This is a genomic window from Micromonospora sp. RTBAU3-60 (genome assembly GCF_054963695.1).
Window position 1 is genome coordinate 198,610 of the sequence record NZ_JBUEGB010000005.1, and the last position, 14,754, is coordinate 213,363.

Below are 14,754 nucleotides of genomic sequence, written 5' to 3' on the forward strand. Positions count from 1 at the left end.
GATTGCGTCGATCAGTTGTGAAGGATTATTTTCGAAGTATGTCCTTCACAACTGGCCCTTCGCGCTGGTCCGACGTCTGGCTGGTCACCGCCTCCCGCGGTGTCTCCACCTGCGGGGACTTCCTCGCCGCCACCGCCCTGACCCTGGCTCTCCAGTCCGCCGGCGCGGGTGGGCTCGCGGTGTCCGGGCTGATGCTCGCCGCCACCGCGCCACTGGTGGCGCTCGCTCCGCTGACCGGCCGGCTCGCGGACCGGGTGGACAGCCGGCTGCTGCTGGTGGTCGCCGGGTTCGGCCAGGCCGCCGTCTGCCTCGCACTCGCCTACGCCGGTCACCCGGCCCTGGTCATCGCGCTGGTGGCGTTGCTCGCGTCCGGCCTCGCCGTCACCCAGCCCGTGCTCGCCGCGTTGGTGCCGGCCATGGTCCGCGCCGAGGACCTGCCCCGGGCCGCCGCGCTGAACCAGACCGCCGGGACGCTCGGCGCGCTGGCCGGCCCGGCCCTGGCCGGAGTGCTGGTCGGCGGCTTCGGCACCCGGCTGCCGCTGCTCCTCGACGCCGCCAGCTACCTCGCGCTCGTCGCGGCCGCGCTGCTGGTCCGGACCCGCCGGGGTGGCCGTCGGCGGTCGGCCCCGGCGACCGCACCCGGCACCTCCGCCGCGCCCGCGGTCGCCTGGCGGCTTCGCGGGGACCCGATGCTGGTCGCGATGATCGTCACCATCGCCGGCGTGATCGCCGCCGTCGGGGCGATCAACGTGGTCGAGGTCTTCTTCATCCGCGAGACCCTGCACAGCTCCAGCACCGTGTACGGCCTGGTCACCGGCGCGTGGACGCTGGGCATCCTGATCGGGGCATGGATCTTCGCCCGGCTGGCCCGGCGGTTGATCGACGACCGGCGGCTGCTCGTCGGCTACCTCGTCCTGCTCGCCGGATGCTGCCTGATGATCCTGCTCTCCGCCGCGGTGCCCTCCGCACTGCTGCTGGTGCCGGTCTGGCTGCTCGGTGGCGTGGGCAACGGCGGCGCGAACGTCTTCGACAACGTGTTGCTGGCCCGGCGGGTGCCCGAGGCGAGCCGCGGCCGGGCGTACGCCGCGCTCGGCGGGTCCGTCCAGGGTGCCTCCATGGTCGGCTTCCTGCTCGGCGGTCTCCTGCTCGAGGCGGCCACCCCGCGGCTCCTGGTCGCCGGCTGCGGCGTCGCCGGGTTGCTGGTGATCGCGCTGGTCGTACCCTCGGTCACCCGGGCCATCCGGGCCGAGCGGGCATTGGTCGGCGTACCTCCGGCTCGGCCCGCCGAATCACCGGCGCTCCGGCCCGGCGGCGTGGCCGAGGCCGGACCGGTCGACCCGGAGGCGGCCGGGCCGCGGCAGGTGGCCGACGGTGCGGAGTTGGCCACTCAACTGCCCTCCCGGTGAGCCGACGATCCGGCGCGGCGATAACGTCGGGGCATGGCTGACCGCGTCGCCCGCCCCCGGGTGGGACACATCCAGTTCCTCAACTGCCTGCCGATCTACTGGGGGCTGATGCGGTCCGGCGCGCTGATCGACGTGGACCTGCACAAGGACTCGCCGGACCGGCTGAACGCCGCGCTGGTCGCCGGTGACCTCGACATCGGGCCGATCTCGCAGGTGGAATACCTGCGGCACGCCGACGAGCTGCTGCTCCTGCCGGACCTGGCGGTCGGCAGCGACGGCCCGGTGCTCTCGGTCAACGTGGTCTCCACGAAGCCGCTCGCCGAGCTGGACGGGGCCCGGGTGGCGCTCGGCTCGACCTCGCGTACCGGGGTGCTCCTGGCCCAGTTGCTGCTCAGTGAGCGGTACGGCGTGCGCCCGGACTACTTCCGCTGCCCGCCGGAGCTGACCCAGATGCTGCTGGAGGCCGACGCCGGCGTGGTGATCGGGGACGTGGCGCTGCGGGCGCTCTACGAGGCGCCGCGCAAGGGCCTCGAGGTCACCGACCTCGGGCAGGCCTGGCGGGAGTGGACCGGCCTGCCGATGGTCTTCGCCGTCTGGGCGGTCCGCCGGGACTTCGCCGCCGCCCACCCGGGCCTGGTCAAGGAGGTGCACCAGGCGTTCCTGCGCTCGCGTGACCTCTGCCTGGCCGAGCTGGACCAGGTGGCCGAGGCGGCGGCCCGCTGGGAGCCGTTCGACGCGGCGACCCTGGCCACCTACTTCCGTACGCTCGACTTCTCGCTGGGCGAGCGGCAGGTGTCCGGGCTGCGCGAGTTCGCCCGTCGGGCGGCCGCGATGGGCGAGGCCCCCGCCCTCCCGGCGGGCGGGCCGGAGTTCTTCCTCGGCTGACGCCGGAACGGCGATGCGGCGGCATCCCGAGAGCCGGGCTGCCGCCGCATCGGCGAGCTGGGGAACGGGCGGTTACGTGGCGGGGCGCAGCAGCGCTTCCGTGATCTTCTGGCAGTTCTTCATGCCGTAGTCGTAGCCCATGCCGATCGGGTAGCGGACCATCACGCCCATCGTCCAGGTGTCGCCGATGGCCAGGCAGTTGATGTGCATCTCCTGCTCCCTGGTCCGGTCGATCCAGCCGTTCTTGATGGCGATGGTCTTCTGCACGTTGGCCGGGAACGCCTTGCGGATGCCGAAGTCGCCGGCGCCCCGGACCAGCCGCATCTCGTTGAGCAGCCACTTGGTCCACTTCGGCCCGGCCGCCCGGCCGTCGTCGATGCAGCGACCGAGCCGGGCGGTGTCCCGTGGGGACAGGTTGGTGCGGCTCCAGCCGCCGTCGCTGGCGACCTTGCTGTCGGTCAGCTCGCACATCGAGATCAGGCGCTTGATCGAGGCGGACCGGCCGACGCTGTTGTAGAACTGCTCGGCGCGCGTGTTGTCGCTGTCCCGGATGATCTTCGTGGCGTCGGCCAGTTTCGCGGCGCTAGGAGTCTGCCCGTTCTCGTCCGCCCGTCGCAGGTAGTCCGCGACGATCCATGACTTGATCATCGAGGCGGTGGTGCTCGTCTCGGCCATGTTCTCCGAGCCGATGATCTTGCCGGTCCGCTTGTCCAGGACGCTCCACGCGTACCAGCCCTTGATGCCGAGGCTGTCGAGGTCCTGCGCGACGAACGGCAGCGGCTCCAGCGAAGGCGAGGGCGACGGGGCGGGACGGCTGTTGCGGTCGGTGGGCGTACCGGTGGACCGGGCGTTCCCCGTCGCGGCCGACTGCGAGGCGGCGGCGGGGCGCAGCGGTGAGCCGGGCATCAGCCGGAGCGAGACGAGGGTCAGGCCGACCAGGATGACGGCGACGGCGGCGAAGACCAGCGGGCGGTGGTGGCTGCCGGGTCGGCGCCGGGCGCCGGCCATCAGAGCTTCCCCGGCTGCTGCGGCACCTTGAGGGCGGCGCCGGGCTGCGGCGTCACCAGCTGGGTGGCCACGCTGGCGCAGACCTTCGCGCCGTAGGACAGGCTGGTGCTGGCGGGGTAGCGCATCATCACCGCGAGGCTCCACTTGTCGGTGACGGCCAGGCAGTTGACGTGCCAGTTGCCGTCGTAGCTGAGCTGGGTCCAGCCGTTCTTGATGCTCACCGGACCCTGCGCCTTGATCTCGGCCGGCAGGCCGTCCACGATGCCCCACTTGCCGCCGCCGGAGCGCGCCTGCTGTGCGGTGACGCTGCCGCGGACCTGGGCCATCTCGTTGAGGACCCATTTGGTCCACTTCGGCCCGGCGGCCTTGCCGTCGGCGATGCAGTCGCCGAGCCGGACGGCGTCCTCCGGGGACATCCGGGTGAAGCTCCACCAGCCCTCGTACCCGGGCACGTTGCCGCGCTTGGTGTCGGTGAGCCCGCAGATCTTGATGGCGCGCTGGATCACCGGGTCCGGCTTGCCGCCCGGCTGCGGCTTGTACGACCCGCCGGCCGCCGCGTAGACCTTGTTGGCGCCGTCGTCGTTGCTGTCCCGGATGGCGACGCTCGCCGCCTTCTTCAACGCGGCGGTCGGCTGCTTGTCGCCGAGCTGACGCAGGTAGTCCGAGACGATCCAGGCCTTCAGCATCGACTCGGTGGAGTTGGGTTCGGCCATGTTCTTCGCGCCGCTGATCTCGCCGGTGGCGCGGTCCATCAGCGCCCAGGAGAAGAACTCGCCCTTGAAGTCCACCGAGACCGGTCCGGCGGCCAGCGTCGGCGGGGCCGGCGTGGTGGGCTCGGGGGCGGGGACCTTCTCGCCGCCGCCGATGCCGCCGATGCTGGCGAGGGCGTCGCCGCCACTGAGGCGGGCGTACGCGGCGGGCACCAGCATGACGCCACCGAGGAGGACCGCCACGATGGCGAGCACCATGGTCACGCGATGTCGCATGAGTGGGTGAACTCCAGATGTCTGGCCGGGGGGACCGGCTTTTCCGAATGGGTTCGGCCTGATCGCCGGGGCCGGGGGGAGTGGCCTGGAGCCGGTGGCGATCGTCAGCAGCCGATCGGTGTGCCGGGGGAAGTCTACTTCCGGACAGGCCGGAAGCCAGAACTCGCCGGCGGCCGACTCGCCGCGAAGGCGGGGTAATCCGCCGTTGTGCCGCGCTTGCGAGGATTCCTCTTCCCGACGTGTTCGACATCACAGTGTGACGAGGGATCGGCGCCGCTGACCGTAAGCGGTCATCGGGTGACGGAAGGTATGTCCGGAAACCTGTTACACCCTCTGGTGTCATCGGTCGCGAGCTGTAACACTGGCCTCATGTATGGCAACGACTTCGCCCCGCCCGAGGACGGTCCGGGCGGCGGCCTGCTCGGCGAGGTGGAGGCGGCGGAGGCGGCGCTGCGGGAGGCCGCGGCGCGGGCCCGGCGCGGCGGCCCGGCGCCCGACGAGGACCTCGAGGCGTACTTCGCGGACGTGATCGACGCCGATCAGAAGATCGAGCCGCGGGACTGGATGCCGGAGGCGTACCGGAAGACGCTGATCCGGCAGATCGCCCAGCACGCGCACTCCGAGATCATCGGCATGCAGCCGGAGGGCAACTGGATCAGCCGCGCCCCCTCCCTCAAGCGCAAGGCCATCCTGCTGGCCAAGGTGCAGGACGAGGCGGGCCACGGCCTCTACCTCTACGCGGCGGCCGAGACGCTGGGCGTGAGCCGGGACGAGCTGGTGGAGCTACTGATCGAAGGCCGGCAGAAGTACAGCTCGATCTTCAACTACCCCACTCTCACCTGGGCCGACGTGGGCGCGATCGGCTGGCTGGTCGACGGCGCGGCGATCGTCAACCAGGTGCCGCTGTGCCGCTGCTCCTACGGTCCGTACGCCCGGGCGATGATCCGGGTCTGCAAGGAGGAGTCGTTCCACCAGCGCCAGGGGTACGAGATCCTGCACACCCTCGCCCACGGCACCCCAGAGCAGCACGCGATGGCCCAGGACGCGGTGGACCGCTGGTGGTACCCGTCGCTGGCGATGTTCGGCCCGCCGGACGGAGACTCGACGCACAGCGCGCAGTCGATGGCCTGGAAGATCAAGCGCTTCTCCAACGACGAGTTGCGCCAGCGCTTCGTCGACATGTGCGTGCAGCAGGCGGAGATCCTCGGGCTCACCCTCCCCGACCCGGACCTGCGATGGAACGAGGAGCGGCAGGCGTACGACTACACCCAGCCGGACTACGACGAGCTGATGCGGGTGATCAAGGGCGACGGGCCGTGCAACCGGCAGCGGATGGCGCATCGGCGCCGCGCCCACGCCGAGGGCGCCTGGGTACGCGAGGCCGCCGCGGCGTACGCCGCCAAGCGGGCGGAACAGCAGAAGGAGAAGGTGGCGGCATGACCGAGCAGTCCCCGCTCTGGGAGGTGTTCGTGCGGGCCCGGCGCGGTCTGTCGCACACCCACGTGGGCAGCCTGCACGCCCCCGACGCGGAGCTGGCCCTGCGCAACGCGCGGGACCTCTACACCCGCCGTCAGGAGGGCGTCTCCATCTGGGTGGTGCCGGCGAGCGCCATCACCGCGTCCAGCCCGGACGAGAAGGACGCCTTCTTCGACCCGGCGGCCGACAAGGTCTACCGCCACCCGACCTTCTACCAGGTGCCGGACGGGGTGGCCCACCTGTGAGCGACCGGAGCACCTTGTTCGACTTCACCCTCGGCCTCGGCGACGACGCGCTGATCGCGGCGCAGCGGCTCGGCGAGTGGACCTCCCGCGCGCCGGAGATGGAGGAGGACATCGCGCTGGCGAACATCGCCCTCGACCAGCTCGGTGCGGCCCGCCTCCTGCTCACGTACGCGGGCGAGCTGGAGGGCGCCGGGCGGGACGAGGACGCCCTGGCCTACCTCCGCGGCGACCGGGAGTTCCGCAACCGCCTCCTGGTCGAGCTGCCCAACGGCGACTTCGCGGTCACCATGGCGAAGCTGTTCTTCCTGGCCGCGTACCAGCTCCCGCTCTACACCGCGCTAGCCGGGTGCGGCGACGAGCGGCTGGCCGCGATCGGGGCGAAGGCCCGCAAGGAGTCCGCGTACCACCTGGACCACGCCTCACTCTGGGTGAAGCGGCTCGGCGACGGCACCGAGGAGTCGCACCGCCGGATGCAGGCCGCGGTCGACCAGGTGTGGCCGTACGTCCACGAGCTCTTCACGGCGGACCCTGCGGCGCCGGTCGACCCGGCCACCCTGCGGGCCGACTTCGACGCCCACGTCTCCGCCGTGCTGACCGAGGCGACGCTGACCCGACCGGCCGACGGCTGGACCCCGGGCGGCGGCCGGGCCGGCGTCCACACCGAGCACCTCTCGTACCTGCTGGCCGAGATGCAGGTGTTGCACCGCGCCCACCCGGGAGCGCGCTGGTGACCACGCCGAGGGAGGCCGTGGCGGCGGTGGTGGACCCGGAGATCCGGGTCGTCACCATCGACGAGCTGGGCATCCTGCGGTCGGTCGACGAGGATCCGGCGACCGGCCGGCTCGTCGTCACCATCACCCCCACCTACACCGGCTGCCCGGCAATGGACGTGATCCGGACGGACATCCGCCGGGCGCTGGCCGCCGCCGGCCACCCCGACGCCGAGATCCGCACCGTGTACACCCCGGCCTGGAGCACCGACTGGATCTCGGCGAGCGGCCGGGCGAAGCTGGCCGCCGCCGGCATCGCCCCGCCCGCGCCGGTCCGCACCGGCAGCGTCGTGCCGCTGACCCTCGCCGTCCGTTGCCCGCGCTGCGGCTCCCCGGAGACCGAACAGGTCAGCCGCTTCGGCTCCACCGCGTGCAAGGCGCTCTGGCGCTGCCGCTCCTGCTCCGAACCCTTCGACCACCTGAAGGCGCTGTGACTGTCACGATCACCCGACCGGTCCGTCGCCGGCCGGTCTTCCACCCGCTGCCCGTCGCCGCCGTCGACCGGCTCACCGCCGACGCCGTGGCGGTCACCTTCGCGGTGCCCGAGGAGTTGCGGGAGACCTTCGCGTTCTCCGCCGGCCAGCACCTCACCGTCCGGCGCACCGGGGACGACGGGGAGGAGGTGCGGCGGTCGTACTCGATCTGCTCGACGCCGGAGGAGTTGGCGCGGCACGGCCGGCTGCGGATCGGGGTGCGGGAGATCCCCGGCGGCGCGTTCTCCGCGTACGCCTGCGGCGCCCTGCGCGGCGGCGACACCGTCGAGGTGCTGCCCCCGCTCGGGCACTTCACCACGGCGTTCGCGCCGGACCGGGTCCGCCGCTACGGCGCGGTGATCGCCGGTTCCGGCATCACCCCGGTGCTCTCGCTGGTCGCGACCGCGCTGGCCGTCGAGCCGGCCAGCACCTTCACCCTGGTGTACGGCAACCGCACGGCGAACTCGGTGATGTTCGCCGAGGAACTGGCCGACCTGAAGGACCGCTGGCCGACCCGGCTGCACCTGGTGCACGTGCTCTCCCGGGAGATGGGCGAGTCCCCGCTGCTGTCCGGGCGGATCGACGCCGATCGGCTGACCCGGCTGCTCGACACCATCGTGCCCGGCGACGCCATCGACGAGTGGTTCCTCTGCGGCCCGTACGGGATGGTGGTGGACGCCAAGGCGGTGCTGGCCGGCCGCGGCGTGCCGGAGTCGGCGGTGCACACCGAACTGTTCCACGTCGACGCCCCGCCGGAGCCGGTCCGCCGTCCGGCCGACGAGCCCGGCAGCGGCGCCGAGGTGACGATCGTGCTGGACGGGCGCTCGTCGAGCTTCACCATGGGGCCGGACGAGCGGGTGTTGGACGCCGCGCTGAAGGTCCGCGGCGAGCTGCCGTACGCCTGCAAGGGCGGGGTCTGCTCGACCTGCAAGGCCAAGGTGGTCGAGGGCGAGGTGACCATGGCCCGCAACTACGCGCTGGAGCCCGACGAGGTGGCGGCCGGGTACGTCCTCACCTGCCAGTCCAGCCCGGTGACCGACAAACTCACCGTCGACTACGACGCGTGACCTGTAGAACGTTCCGTTCCACGCTTTGGGATGGAGCAGATCGGGGTCCGGGAGGATCCGCTGCGAGCCGGCTCGTCCGTGATCGGGGCCGGCTCGCAGCGGGCAACGGGCGGCGAAGGGACTGTCAGCGGTTCTTGCCGAGGCACAGCAGGAGCTTCCGCGAGTCCTGCTGCTCGGTGTAGCTCGCGACCGTGCCCGGGAACTGCTCACACTTCGCGTCGTCGGTGGTGTCGTCGACCTTGCCGAGGATGACGTAGGCAGCGGTCGGGTCGCCGCAGTCGACGACGCTGATATCCGGGTTCGTGCTCGTGCCCTCGGCGCGAACGCATGCGCCGACCTCGGCGTAGGACGGGTCACTGGAGATGGCCCAACCGATCGCGAAGGCGATCACCACGGGTACGACGAGACCGAACGCCGCAGCCCGCTTGAACACCGGCTTGCCGGGCACCGCGGGTACGCCCGGCGCGCCGGGTACCGGCTCGTCGAGGCGGCCGAGCCGGATCCGGGTGACGAGATTCCCGATCAGGACGAGCGGGGTGATGATCATGGAGAGGAAGCCCCACCAGCCCTGCCAGAGCGACTTCGCGCTCATGTCGCGGCAGACGGCGATGCCGCACGACTTGCAGAACGGGCCGTGCTGGGTGAGGACCCGCATGAAGACGAGGAAGCCCTGGTGCCCGTGCATGTTCGCCTTGATCGCGGGGAAGGATCCGCAGCAGCGGCAGGTGAGGGCGGTGCCGGGCCAGGCCGCCGACTGCGGGGCCTGCGGAACCTGTGGTGGGTTCGGGAACGGTGCGGTCACGACTCTTCCTTTGCAGAAGCCTGAGGACACCGCACGATAGGTGAAGATGACCTTCGTCGTTGTCCCGTGAGCACGTCACATCCGCGAACACCCCGACGAGGCGCGGCGTCCAACCGGCGTACTCTCGGGGCGTGACGGTGAGCCGGGAGATCGACGACATCCTGCAGCGCGGCGCGGACGGCGGGCGGATCACGCCCGAGGAGGCCCTGCTGCTCTACACCGAGGCGCCCTTCCACGGGCTGGGTGAGGCGGCGGACGCGGTGCGCCGGCGGCGCTACCCGGACAACATCGTCACGTACCTGATCGACCGCAACATCAACTACACGAACGTCTGCGTGACGGCGTGCAAGTTCTGCGCCTTCTACCGTGCGCCCAAGCACAAGGAGGGGTGGACCCACTCCACCGAGGAGATCCTGCGCCGCTGCGGCGAGGCGGTCGAGCTGGGCGCCACCCAGGTCATGCTCCAGGGCGGCCACCACCCGGACTACGGGGTGGAGTACTACGAGGAGCTCTTCTCCGCGGTCAAGCAGGCGTACCCGCAGCTCGCCATCCACTCGATCGGCCCGAGCGAGATCCTGCACATGGCCAAGGTGTCCCGCGTGAGCCTGGACGAGGCCATCGCCCGGATCAAGGCGGCCGGGCTGGACTCGATCGCGGGCGCCGGCGCCGAGATGCTGCCCGACCGGCCGCGCCAGGCCATCGCTCCGCTGAAGGAGTCGGGCGCGCGCTGGCTGGAGGTCATGGAGCTGGCGCACCGGCAGGGCCTCGAGTCCACCGCGACCATGATGATGGGCACCGGCGAGACCAACGCCGAGCGGATCGAGCACCTGCGGATGATCCGCGACGTGCAGGACCGTACGGGCGGCTTCCGGGCCTTCATCCCGTGGACCTACCAGCCGGAGAACAACCACCTCAAGGGCCGCACCCAGGCGACCACCATGGAATACCTGCGGCTGATCGCCGTGGCCCGGCTCTTCTTCGAGACGGTGCCGCACCTGCAGGCGTCCTGGCTGACCACCGGCAAGGATGTCGGGCAGCTCGCCCTGCACATGGGGGTGGACGACCTCGGCTCGATCATGCTGGAGGAGAACGTCATCTCCTCGGCCGGCGCCCGGCACCGGTCCAACCTCCACGAGCTGATCGGCATGATCCGCAGCGCCGACCGGATCCCCGCGCAACGGGACACCCTCTACCACCGGCTCGCGGTGCACCGGACGCCAGCTGATGACCCCAGCGACGACCGGGTGGTCTCGCACTTCTCCTCGATCGCCCTGCCGGGTGGCGGGGCCGGCAGGTCGCTGCCGCTCGTCGAGGTCAACTGAGTTCCGTCCCGTCCACCGGCCGCGCCCGCCCGGGCACGGTCGGTGACCGCCCTGAGCTGCCGAACGGTCGGCCGAACGGCCAATGGTTGGTTGTCGATGGGTCATTCCTGCCGGCCGTTCTCCGGAGGTCTGTCCGGGTCCGTCGGCGGCAAGACCCATCAATTCGGGCAATCCTTAAGTGACTCTTAGGCGTGCAGGTGGTGAAGCCTCGGCGCGTGGGGTGGCGAGGGTGATCGGGGACCGCTAGCGTGCCCGCTCGTCCCCGTTCCTTCATCGATCCCACGAGGGGATTGCTTCCATGATCTTCCGTAACCGGCCGCTGGTGCGGCTCGGCGCTGCCACGCTGCTCGCCTCCGGGGCGATCACCGCCTTCGGCGCGCCCGCCCACGCTGCCGGCACCGAGACCGACCTGGAGCTCAAGGTCGCGGGAACGCGCGTCGCGGCCAACGCCCAGGGCAAGGTCGCCTTCGTCAAGGTCGCCAACCTGGGCCAGAACGCCCCGAGCGAGCTCGCCGTCCGGGTCGACGTCTCCAAGGTGGACTTCAGCAAGGTCGTCGCCGTGCCGTTCGTCGAGGACGGCTGCGAGGTTGAGGGCACCGAGGAGAAGCCGACGGCGTTCACCTGCCACGCGACCGAGGCCGGCCTGCCCGGCCCGGGCGAGACGACCGATCTGCCGCTCCTCGTCTTCAAGTTCGATGTCGAGGGCACCTACCAGGCCCCGCTGTCCTTCAAGCTGATCTCGAAGGACGACACCAACGCGGAGAACAACACCGCGTCCGCCACGCTCGACCTCTCCGACGAGAGTGGGCCCGACCTCGCGGTCATCGCCGACGACGTGAAGCAGGCCGCGACGATCGTCGACGGCAACCCCGTCTACAAGGGTGACCTGCACGCGGGCGGCCAGTCCGCGCTGACGTACTTCATCGCCAACCAGGGTGATTTGGCGACCGCCGGTCTCAAGATCACGGTGAAGCTGCCCACGGGCGTGACCCCGGCCGAGACCGAGCAGGACTGCGAGTACTCCGCCGACAAGTCCACCTTCACCTGCACCTACGCGGACTTCGGCCTGATCCCTCAGGACCAGGACACCGACGAGAACGACAAGCTGTACTCGGCGTACGGCTTCTTCCACCTGTTCAACGTCGGATCCGACGTGAAGCCGGGCGCCCTGACCGGCGGCCTGGTGTCGGTCGAGCCGATCGGCGCGCAGCCGGCGCTCACCCGCGCGAAGCCGGTCGCTCAGTTGCCGGAGAACATCGAGGGCATGCAGGCCAGCGATGTGGACGCCACGGACAACAGCGACGGCTACGCTGTCATCGTCGCGGCCAAGAGCGGCACCGGCGGTGGCGCGGGCGGCGGCGGCGAGGACGGCGGCGACGAGGGTGGCCTGCCGGTGACCGGTGCCAAGGCCGGCCTGATCGGCGGCATCGGCGCGGCCGTGCTGCTCGCGGGCGGCGTGATGTTCCTGGTCGCCCGTCGGCGCCGGGTGGTCCTGGTCACCCCGGGCGACGAGAAGCCGACCGCCTGACGGTCGTCCTCCATCGGCCCGCGAGGGCCGTTCACATAACGCACGGCAGTGGGGGCGGGATGGGTCACCATCCCGCCCCCACTGTTGTCACTCCCGTGCGGACGGACGTCCGCCGGCTGGCCGGAGTGCCGGCGAGGGGTGACGTGGCCGACATCCCCGCGGTGGCACCCGTCGGCCGCCGCCCAACGTCCGGCTGGCAGAGTGGGGGGGGTGAGCCGTACCCCCCAGGGCCAGCGGGCCAGCCTGGACAAGCAGCCGCACGAGGTCGCCGCGATGTTCGACGGCGTGGCGGCTCGCTACGACGTGACGAACACGGTGATGACCGCCGGTCGGGACCGGGCCTGGCGCCGGGCCACCCGGGAGGCGCTCGGCCTGCGCCCGGGGGAGCGGGTGCTGGACGTAGGCGCGGGGACGGGTGTCTCCACCGAGGAGCTGAGCCGCTCCGGCGCGTACGCGGTCGGCGCGGACCTCTCCCTCGGCATGCTCCAGGCCGGTCGCCGGGCCCGGCCGCACGTGCCGCTGCTGGCCGGCGACGCGCTGCGGCTGCCCTTCCCGGATGCCACCTTCGACGCGGTGACCATCTCCTTCGCGCTGCGTAACGTGGTCGACACTCAGGCGGCGCTGCGCGAGTTCGCCCGGGTGACCCGGCCGGGCGGCCGGCTGGTGATCTGTGAGCTGAGCCACCCGACCAACGCCGTCTTCCGCACCGCGTACCTGTCGTACCTGATGCGGTGGCTGCCGGCCGCCGCGCGGGTGGTGTCGAGCAACCCCGACGCGTACGTCTACCTGATCGAGTCCATCCGGGCGTGGCCAGACCAGGCCGCGCTGGCGGCGCTGGTCCAGGAGGCCGGCTGGGGCAAGGTGGCCTGGCGGAACCTGACCGGCGGGCTGGCGGCGCTGCACCGGGCGGTTCGGGACTGATCTCCGGGTCGGCCGCGGCACCCTCTGCGGCAAACCACCCTATTCCGTGAATATCCGTTTTTGTTCCACTTAGTCCCGTAGGCTCGGCGCATGACCGGACCCGAGCAGATGGCCACGGACGACGACGCCGCGGAGCTCATCGCGCAGCTCAAGGAGCTGGCCGGGGCGGATCCCGCCGACGTTCGTCAGGTGGTCGCCGAGGTGCTGGCCGCGCTCGACCGGGCGGCCGGCGGCGCGCTGCGCGAGCACCTCCCCGAGGCGATCCGCCTCGATGCCGGTCTGGGGCCGGCCGCTTCCGCCCGTCCGTGACGGAGAACACTCCGCCCGTCCGGGACGGAGAAATGGACCTCTACCGGCCTGTTTCCGCGAAGTTAGGTACCCCTCACGGCCTACCGGTGTAACCCCGGTCATAGACTCCAACCCGATCGGCTTGTGAAGCATTTCACGAGCATGCGGGAGGAGGCGCAGGGATGACCGCGGTGGAGAACGACGCCGACGTCATCGTCGTGGGCGCCGGTCCCGGTGGATCGGCGACGGCGTACCACCTGGCGCGGCACGGCGTACGCGTGCTGCTGCTGGAGAAGACCGAGTTTCCCCGGGAGAAGGTCTGCGGCGACGGGCTCACCCCCCGGGCCGTACGGCAACTGATCCGGATGGGCGTGGACACCTCGCCCGAGGCCGGCTGGCTGCACAACAAGGGCCTACGGGTGATCGGCGGCGGGGTACGCCTGGAACTGGACTGGCCGGACCTGGCCAGCTTCCCCAACTACGGCCTGGTCCGGACCCGGCTCGACTTCGACGACCTGCTCGCCCAGCGGGCCGTCGCCGCCGGGGCGAAGCTGCGGACCAACGTGAACGTGATCGGTCCGGTGCTCGACGCCGACGACCGGGTGGTCGGCGTGCAGGCCGAGGTGGGCCCGGACAAGGAGCCGGCCACCTTCCACGCCCCGCTGGTGGTCGCCGCGGACGGCGTCTCCGGCCGCTTCCCGCTCGCCCTGGGGCTGGCCAAGCGCGAGGACCGGCCGATCGGCGTGGCGGTCCGGCGCTACTACCGCTCGCCCGCCAAGCACGACGACGACTACCTCGAGTCGTGGCTGGAGCTGCGGGCCAAGGGCAGCGAGGCGCTGCTCCCCGGCTACGGCTGGATCTTCGGCCTCGGCGACGGCCGGGTCAACGTCGGCCTGGGCGTGCTCAACTCCTCCGCCGCCTTCGGCAAGACCAACTACCGCCGGCTGCTCACCGACTGGCTGGCCAACACCCCCGAGGACTGGGGGATGACCGACGAGGCGAACGCGGAGGGGCCGACCCTCGGCGCCGCGCTGCCGATGGGCTTCAACCGGGTGCCGCACTACACCCGCGGGGTGCTGCTGGTCGGCGACTCCGGCGGCATGGTCAACCCGTTCAACGGCGAGGGCATCGCGTACGCGATGGAGTCCGGCGAGCTGGCCGCCGAGGTGGCGGTCCAGGCGCTCGCCCGGCCGGCCGGCGCCGAGCGGGAGCGGGCGCTGCTGGCGTACCCGCAGGAGCTGAAGGCCCGCTTCGGCGGCTACTACCGGCTCGGCGGCATCTTCGTGAAGCTCATCGGCCGGCCCGAGGTCATGCGGCTGGCCACCAAGCACGGCATGCCGCACCCGATGCTGATGCGCTTCGTGCTCAAGCTGCTGGCCAACCTGACCGACCCGCGCGGCGGGGACGCGATGGACCGGATCATCAACGCGATGACCCGGGTGGCGCCGGCGGTCTGACAACGGCGCCCCGCGGCCGGCGACGGCCGTGGGAAGCCGACAAAGATCGACCCCGCCGGCCGAGGTCGTGAGGGACGTGAATAGTGTGATTTTTGCCAACCACCGAGGTCAGGGAAGGAC

Annotated in this window: 15 protein-coding genes; 12 read left to right on the top strand and 3 right to left on the bottom strand. The window is 71.5% G+C overall.

Annotation, left to right across the window (positions count from 1 at the left end; translation table 11 throughout):
* The first annotated feature begins 38 nt into the window (after nt 1-38).
* Both ACY34I_RS07590 and ACY34I_RS07595 read left to right on the top strand, forming a co-directional pair.
* Entirely contained in the window at nt 39-1,406 is a 1,368-nt protein-coding gene (locus ACY34I_RS07590; RefSeq protein WP_462753777.1) for an MFS transporter, read from the top strand.
* A gap of 33 nt (nt 1,407-1,439) precedes the next feature.
* Nucleotides 1,440-2,291, top strand: coding sequence for a menaquinone biosynthetic enzyme MqnA/MqnD family protein (locus tag ACY34I_RS07595; RefSeq protein WP_148799665.1), 852 nt, complete (start codon nt 1,440-1,442; stop codon nt 2,289-2,291).
* Nucleotides 2,292-2,363: 72 nt separating this feature from the next.
* Here ACY34I_RS07595 and ACY34I_RS07600 read toward each other — a convergent pair whose 3' ends face one another.
* Nucleotides 2,364-3,299, bottom strand: coding sequence for a serine hydrolase (locus ACY34I_RS07600; RefSeq protein ID WP_462753779.1), 936 nt, complete (start codon nt 3,297-3,299; stop codon nt 2,364-2,366).
* Complete coding sequence (locus ACY34I_RS07605) at nt 3,299-4,285, bottom strand: hypothetical protein (protein WP_462753781.1); 987 nt, start codon at nt 4,283-4,285, stop codon at nt 3,299-3,301. The genes ACY34I_RS07600 and ACY34I_RS07605 overlap by 1 nt, the downstream gene beginning before the upstream one ends.
* A 369-nt stretch (nt 4,286-4,654) precedes the next feature.
* Between ACY34I_RS07605 and paaA the strand changes: the two genes are divergently transcribed.
* The 5 genes from paaA to paaE are packed head-to-tail and all read left to right on the top strand — an operon-like array spanning nt 4,655 to nt 8,316.
* On the top strand, nt 4,655-5,725 hold the full coding sequence (gene paaA, locus ACY34I_RS07610) for a 1,2-phenylacetyl-CoA epoxidase subunit PaaA (RefSeq protein ID WP_462753783.1): 1,071 nt from the start codon (nt 4,655-4,657) through the stop codon (nt 5,723-5,725).
* Nucleotides 5,722-6,006, top strand: coding sequence for a 1,2-phenylacetyl-CoA epoxidase subunit PaaB (gene paaB / locus ACY34I_RS07615; RefSeq protein ID WP_462753785.1), 285 nt, complete (start codon nt 5,722-5,724; stop codon nt 6,004-6,006). The genes paaA and paaB overlap by 4 nt, the downstream gene beginning before the upstream one ends.
* Nucleotides 6,003-6,737, top strand: coding sequence for a 1,2-phenylacetyl-CoA epoxidase subunit PaaC (gene paaC, locus ACY34I_RS07620; protein ID WP_462753787.1), 735 nt, complete (start codon nt 6,003-6,005; stop codon nt 6,735-6,737). The genes paaB and paaC overlap by 4 nt, the downstream gene beginning before the upstream one ends.
* A complete protein-coding gene (gene paaD, locus ACY34I_RS07625; RefSeq protein WP_148799677.1) occupies nt 6,734-7,210 on the top strand; it encodes a 1,2-phenylacetyl-CoA epoxidase subunit PaaD in 477 nt (158 codons plus the stop codon). The genes paaC and paaD overlap by 4 nt, the downstream gene beginning before the upstream one ends.
* Nucleotides 7,207-8,316 carry a 1,2-phenylacetyl-CoA epoxidase subunit PaaE gene (gene paaE / locus ACY34I_RS07630; RefSeq protein ID WP_462753789.1) on the top strand — a complete coding sequence of 370 codons (1,110 nt, stop codon included), beginning with the start codon at nt 7,207-7,209 and terminating at the stop codon, nt 8,314-8,316. The genes paaD and paaE overlap by 4 nt, the downstream gene beginning before the upstream one ends.
* Nucleotides 8,317-8,440: 124 nt before the next feature.
* Here paaE and ACY34I_RS07635 read toward each other — a convergent pair whose 3' ends face one another.
* Nucleotides 8,441-9,118: an LppU/SCO3897 family protein gene (locus ACY34I_RS07635; RefSeq protein ID WP_462753791.1), complete on the bottom strand. Its 678-nt coding sequence runs from the start codon at nt 9,116-9,118 to the stop codon at nt 8,441-8,443.
* A gap of 131 nt (nt 9,119-9,249) precedes the next feature.
* On the opposite strand from ACY34I_RS07635, the gene mqnC reads away from it, so the two are divergent.
* From mqnC to ACY34I_RS07660, 5 genes are all read left to right on the top strand, one after another.
* Nucleotides 9,250-10,440, top strand: a complete 1,191-nt coding sequence (gene mqnC, locus ACY34I_RS07640; protein ID WP_462753793.1) for a cyclic dehypoxanthinyl futalosine synthase — start codon at nt 9,250-9,252, stop codon at nt 10,438-10,440.
* A 298-nt stretch (nt 10,441-10,738) separates the two neighbouring features.
* Nucleotides 10,739-11,968, top strand: coding sequence for an LPXTG cell wall anchor domain-containing protein (locus tag ACY34I_RS07645; RefSeq protein ID WP_462753795.1), 1,230 nt, complete (start codon nt 10,739-10,741; stop codon nt 11,966-11,968).
* 210 nt (nt 11,969-12,178) lie between these two features.
* On the top strand, nt 12,179-12,889 hold the full coding sequence (locus ACY34I_RS07650) for a demethylmenaquinone methyltransferase (RefSeq protein WP_148799686.1): 711 nt from the start codon (nt 12,179-12,181) through the stop codon (nt 12,887-12,889).
* A gap of 90 nt (nt 12,890-12,979) precedes the next feature.
* Complete coding sequence (locus ACY34I_RS07655) at nt 12,980-13,198, top strand: hypothetical protein (protein ID WP_462753797.1); 219 nt, start codon at nt 12,980-12,982, stop codon at nt 13,196-13,198.
* A gap of 161 nt (nt 13,199-13,359) precedes the next feature.
* Nucleotides 13,360-14,634 carry a geranylgeranyl reductase family protein gene (locus ACY34I_RS07660; protein WP_462753799.1) on the top strand — a complete coding sequence of 425 codons (1,275 nt, stop codon included), beginning with the start codon at nt 13,360-13,362 and terminating at the stop codon, nt 14,632-14,634.
* Nucleotides 14,635-14,754: the final 120 nt, after the last annotated feature.